This window comes from Terriglobia bacterium, assembly GCA_036496425.1.
Lineage (GTDB): Bacteria > Acidobacteriota > Terriglobia > 20CM-2-55-15 > 20CM-2-55-15 > 20CM-2-55-15.
In genome coordinates this window covers 1-6,235 of sequence record DASXLG010000193.1, presented here as the reverse complement: position 1 = coordinate 6,235, position 6,235 = coordinate 1, and the positions used below count along the sequence as shown (strand labels likewise).

Genomic DNA, 6,235 nt, shown 5'->3' with positions numbered 1-6,235 from the left:
CGGCGGTTTTGACGGTGCCGTAACCCGTCATCATGATGAATTCGATGTGCGGATACTTCCCTTTGACGGCGCTGAGCAGCTCGATGCCGTCCATCTCCGGCATCTGCAGGTCGGCCAGAACCAGATCGATTTCGCCATTCTGTGCCAGAACCGACAAGGCTTCGCGAGCCGACGTGATGGCGCGGGCCTGGTATCCCTTCCGTTCCAGCAGACGCGCGCACATCGCTCCGTGATTAGGATCGTCTTCGACGACAAGGATTCGAGGAGCCTCAGCCAACACTTACCTCTTTGTTTGCCTGTGCCGGCAGATATACACGAAATGTCGTGCCTTTACCGCTGGCCGTATCGAATTCGATGGATCCGAGGTGGTTTTCGGCGATCTTGTAACAGATCGACAAGCCGAGACCTGTGCCTTTGCCTACTTCCTTCGTTGTGAAGAACGGTTCGAAGACGCGCGTACGGTCGGATTCTTTGATGCCGCAGCCGGTATCGCTCACTGTGATACAGATGCGGTCGGATGGTTCGTCGTAATGTGTGGACACCTGGAGATTGCCGCCGGAAGACATGCTGTCCGCGGCGTTGTTTGCGAGATTGAGAACGACCTGCGCGATTTCGTTCTCGTTCACGCGCGCCCGTGGCATGTTGGCTTCGAGTCCGGTGTGTACCCGCAGACCTTTCATCTCGAAGTCATGTTCGATGAGCGACATGATCTTCAGGACGATATCGTTGATGTCGGAGTTCACCTTTTCGCTGGAGGAACGCCGGGAAAAGTTGAGCAGATTCTTCACGAGATCCCGGCACCTGCCGGCCTGGCCGATGATTTCATCGACGTCGGGAAGGCTGTCGCGAAGTACCGGTTCTTTCGCAAGGTCTTCCCGCAGCATCTGGGCATAGCCGATGATGGTTCCGAGCGGCGTGTTCAGCTCATGAGCGATGCCGGCCGCGAGCTGGCCCACGCCGACCATCTTCTCCTGCTGAACCATGGCTTCCTGTGACTCTTTCAACTCGCGGGTTCGTTCTTCGACCTTTCGTTCCAGCGTGTGATGGGATTCTTCGAGTTTCGACGCCATCGAATTGAACTGCTTGCTCAGCAATTCGATCTCGTCGCCCGAGTCGATGTGCAAGCGATAATTCAGGCGGCCTTTCTCGATGACTTCTGCGCCTTTGCGGAGCTGGTCAATACGTGCCGTGACGCGTATCGAGAAGAACGACGCGATGGCAATCGCCAGAAGAAGTGAAATGAAGGCAGCCAGGATGATGTAGAGATTGGTTCTACTTTCCGCGCTCTTTTCGATTTCCGATTGAGCTTTATCGATCGAGGCGATGAAAGACAGCGGCCGTCCGATCCAGATGGCTCCGACAACCTGATCCTCGTAATTCTTCAACGGCTCGTACAGCCCCATCTGCCGGTCACTGCGGAATTGTGATAATTCGCCGCGGCTCAGCACTCTGTCGCGTTCCGGGTCGAGCAGCGTGCCGGTCAGGTTCTGTCCCTTTGCATTGGTCACGATCCGTACATCGCCCAGGAATATGGATGCGGAATCGCCGAGAAGATCCCGCATTTCGGCGACGATCGACGGGTCCTTGTTCAAAAGGCGGCCGGCCAGAACCGCTCCCACGATCTTGCCCGAAGAATTGCGCAGCGGCATCGCGACCGTCATGATGAGGCCCCGCTCTTCGAATGCATTCGGCGGAGCCGTGCGTTGATCGTTGCTCTTGAGCTGGATCTTCGCCTGACCCGCCAGATTTTCGGTTGCCAGGATCTCCGGAGAAAATGCTTCGAAAGACTGAATTGTGGTTCCGGTAAGGGCGTTCAGGAGTATGCGCCGGATGGAGGAGACCGGCTTCTGCGAGTCGTAGTCCCGCATCAGCGTATCGTCGCCAAACTTTTCCGGTTTGTTGGCGCGGAGACTGACGTGCCCTTCAAGGTCGACGACGGTAATCATCGACAGGGAAGTCTCGTGCTCCACCCGCTGCAGCATGTCGGCCAGTTTGTGCCGCTCCGCCTGACTCTGCGGCAGATGGTCGCCGATCGTCCCCGACTGCGCGAGCGCTCCGACGGTGGTCGTGATGCCTTCGAAAATATTCTGAAATGCGTCCTTGAAGATCGCTACGTTTGTGCGGACCTCGCGCTGGCCCTGGTCGGAGACAAACTGCAGCCGGACATCGGCCAATCGCCGAAAGTAGTCGTTCATGATGCCCTTGATGACCAGTCCGAACAACGCTACCGTCAGCAGCGAACCCGCAAGAAATGTCAGTACGAGCTTTTTTCGAAGGAACAACCGGAAAGTCATAACTGAATGCCAATATTGTAGCGGAAAACCAGCCGCAGATGACGCGGATGACGCAGATGGGGCCGTATGAGCCTTTGAACGGCCCCATCTGCGTCATCCGCGTCATCTGCGGCTAGTTTTCCTCAAACAGGCGCAAGCGGCGTAACAGCACGTCCCCAATGTACAGGATCAGCGCCAGAGCGGCGAGGTACGGCCACAACGGCGTAGGCAAAGCAGTGGTCTCGCCGTTCGGGTCGAAAATGTCTTCTGTCCGCGGCTGGAAGCGGCCCTTTGTCTCATCGCTGATGGAACGCAGCAATTCCGTATTCGGCGGGTAAAAGTGGTACTCGTCCGGATAGGAATACGCCAGAACCTGCGATGGGCCGGCGCTATCCTGTCCGACAGCCCGGAACAGGTATGATCCCTTCTTCGTCAGCGGATATTTTGCTTCGTATTCGCCGGGGCCGACCTGGTGAATCATGACGTCCGCGACGGCCTGGTCGGGCCCGATCACCCGAACCTGGGGATCGATCTTGTTCAGGAACTGGCCGTCCTTTCCGATGGCATTGATGGAAATCTTTGCTTCAGTGCCGTCCTTGACTACGCGAAATTCGAAATCCTTGTCGTCGCGCCTCCGCATGGTTTCGCGTATGAGCTGCGACCAGAATTTCGGATAACCGTTCCAGCGCAGCCAGTCCACCGCCCAGCGGTCCTTTAAATCGGAAAGAAAAGCTGCGGTTTTGCCGAGTCCGTACTGCCACCTCGCCAGTATCGGATCTTTCCGTTTCGACTCGAGAAGCACTTCGGCGGTATCTTTCGATTTTGTCGCAACGTAGCCCAACAGCGGCGGCGCCGAATTGAAGTCGATGCCCTTGAATGCCTCGACATTTTTCTTCACAACCGGCTTGAAGGACTCCTCTCGAAGCGTTTTTCCGGTCGCAAGTTCGGTTTCTTCCGTGAAGATCTGCGGAACCGTGGCCGGGTCCTCGAGGTAATACGTCCGGCCGTGCCCCCAGTTCGCGATCTGAGAAAGCAGTTCGCGGTCGGCGCCGTTTCCGACGGCCACGGTGGAGACGGTGATTTTCCCCTCCGCCATTTTCTTGGTGAGGCCTTCGAAATCATCGGGCAGCGACCGGCCGTCCGACAGAAGGATCACGTGTTTTACCTGCGAGCCGGATCCCGCCAGCTGGATGTAGGCTTCGCGCAGCGCGGGATAGATGTTGGTTTCACCGCCAGCGATAATCGTGCTGATGGCCTGCTCGATTGCACCACGGTTGGCGGCCGACTGGAATTTCACCGGCCAATAGAAGTTGTAGTCGAAGGCAACGACGCCGAAGCTGTCTGTATCCTTCAGAAGAGCCAGCGGCGCCTTGGCAGCCTCCTTCGTCATCTCGATTTTCTGGCCGCCCATGCTGCCCGATTTATCCAGAACCATGACCATCGCAACGGAGTCGGGCTTCTCTTTTTTCGCTTCAAACGTCACCGGCAGCACTTCTTCGATTGCCGTCTTGGCGTAGCCACCTTCGCCATAGTTGTTTTCGCCGCCCGCTAGAATGAAGCCGCCTCCCAGATCGCGAACGTAGGTGGCGAGCGTCTTCATCTGCTGGTCGGTGAGATTGCTCCGGGCGACATCACTGAGGACGATCGCGTCATATGCATCCAGATCCTCGATCGTGCCGGGAATCGCATTCGGGTTGACGGTATTGACCGTCAGCCCTTCAGTCGTGAGCGCACTTTGAAGGTAATGCGCACTCTCCGGGTGCCCTTCCACATACAGGATCTTCGGCTGACCCTGCACGACAATCGATGTACGGAATCTGTTGTTCTGCGGGAACGGATCTCCGGCAGCTTTCACTTCCGCGTCGACGATCACCGGTCCGGCTTCATTCTTGATACTGGTTTCAAAGGCAACGCGGTTCAGTCCGCGGATGAGCTGTACCTTTTTGGTGCCCAGAGTCTTATCGCCCTGCTTGATCTCGACCTCCGCGGCGGTTTCGGTCTGGCTGTAAACGTGGGCCTCCAACGGGAACAACTCTTCAGATGTGACCTGGGCCGGCGCCATGACGTTCTCGACCCAGACATCCCGGTTCGTACGTGCCTGGGAAGGCACCGTATAGACGTGAATGGCTTCGGCCTTCAGCCGCGAGAGCATGTCCATCATATGGCCGGAGTTTTCATTTCCGTCGCTGAGCAGGACGAGTCTCTTCAAATGATGGGGAGCGAAACTCCGGATCGCGGTGTCGATGGCATTTTCGATGTCCGTTCCGCTCTGATCGATGGAGCCGCCGGCTGCGTCATTCGCGACCCGGACCTCCTTCAGCTGATCCAGGTTCTCGAACACCGTCGAATTGGCCGCAAAGGGAATAAATCTGGCATGGTCGGGACGGCCCGCGGCATTCATCTGCTGGATCCATTGAATCGCCGACTGAATCGCGGGCGGAGCAACGCTTTCGGATACGTCGAGCAGGTAGACGACAGATATCCATGCGCCTGAGCGGTAAATAACCGGTTGCATCAGCGCAAAGGCAAGCAACGCCACGATGGCCGACCTGACGATGCCGGACAGCTGGAGATGTTTCGGACTGAGATCCGTCAGCGTGCGGCGCTGCACCCACCAGACATAGGGTATCAGCAGGAGAAGAAGCAGCGGCCAATACGTGTCGAGGGTGAACCTCACAGCGTGATCCTTCTGTGGTACGTATACCACTCAAGGGCTGCGAGGACGAGGGCGGCCAGCAACATGTAGAACCAGAGTTCACGGTGAAGCCAAAAATGCTGCCCGGCAGTCTGCGGATCGGTCTTGAACAGCGACCGGTTTACATCGGAAAACATGGGGTTCGCCAGGTTCACCGCAACGTGGATACGGTCGTCGCCTTGTGTCGCGGCATAAAGCCCCGGCTCGCTTGCCTGAAAGACGGTCTTGCCCAGTTGCTGATCGGACGGAATGGTCTTGCCGTCGATCGTCCGGATCTGCGCATTTGCCAGCGGCACGTCGACGATGCCTGGAGATCGTTTCAGCGCCAGTTGTTCGCGGCTGAACCAGGCGAGAACGTTTTCGACGAATACGGGGAAACCGACATGAAGAGGGAAGTCGGACGCTTCGAGATCGAACGTCAGCAGGACCCACTTCGGTTTTTCCGACGCGACAATCAGCGGCGTCTGTTTCGATGCGGCAATCACCGTCAGGTTGCCAGGATCGATCCGCGCCGCTTTTTCAATAGCGACATCATGTACTGAGACGTACTGCATCACCGGATGGTTGTCCGACCAGCTGCTGATCTCGGGTTTATCGACTTCGCCCTCCGTCGGTTTGAGCCATGGCGCGCTCGGTGCTCCGATGATCAGCGCGGGCCGCGGCGGAATCGCGGCAGGAGCGAACCGGTCGAAGATGTAGGCATCGATGTTGCTGGACTCCTTGAAATTCGCCGGGTCTGCGATCACCAGATCGACATAGTTGTTCAGTTTCAGCGCGGTTTCCAGGTAACGGTTGCCTTTGGTAACCAGCAGCGTTCTGGTCTTACGCTTTACCGGCAGATAAGCAAAAGCGACGTCGTCGAGGGCGAGCGCATCGTCTTTGGTCTGAACGGTTGCCCGGACGCCGCCGCCGGCAAACTGCGAAAGGTCAAAGACGTCTTTAAAAATTCCCCGGGCTGCAAGGTGAACCGACCTGTTGATGCGCTGGCCGCCCGTGCCGCTGAGCACGATTCCCACGTCTGCAGGCTGCCCGAAGTTTTGCACTTCCAGATACGCTTCGTAATCGAGCGGCGTCGACGGGACGGACCGGATTTCGAAAGCCGTGATGCCGACATTGTCCGCCGATTCGAAAACGGAGATGCGCTTCACGAACGACGGCATGTTGTGAATGGCGACACCGTCGGACACAAAGTACACCTGAGCGTCGCGTCCATCCAGCTTCGGAAACTCAGGGTCGGCGGTTTTCGGCGACATCTGATCGATCAGAC

The 6,235-nt window shown here is 57.4% G+C and carries 4 protein-coding genes; all 4 read right to left on the bottom strand.

Features of this window, described 5'->3' with window-relative positions; genetic code table 11:
* Window positions 1-277: response regulator (locus tag VGK48_13730; GenBank protein ID HEY2382233.1), on the bottom strand; the 277-nt coding region annotated here is incomplete at its 3' end.
* A complete protein-coding gene (locus tag VGK48_13725) occupies window positions 270-2,294 on the bottom strand; it encodes an ATP-binding protein (protein HEY2382232.1) in 2,025 nt (674 codons plus the stop codon). The genes VGK48_13730 and VGK48_13725, both read right to left, overlap by 8 nt.
* Before the next feature lie 112 nt (window positions 2,295-2,406).
* Window positions 2,407-4,950 (bottom strand): VWA domain-containing protein, encoded by a 2,544-nt coding sequence (locus tag VGK48_13720; protein HEY2382231.1) that lies wholly within the window; start codon window positions 4,948-4,950, stop codon window positions 2,407-2,409.
* Window positions 4,947-6,235: hypothetical protein (locus VGK48_13715; protein ID HEY2382230.1), on the bottom strand; the 1,289-nt coding region annotated here is incomplete at its 5' end. The genes VGK48_13715 and VGK48_13720, both read right to left, overlap by 4 nt.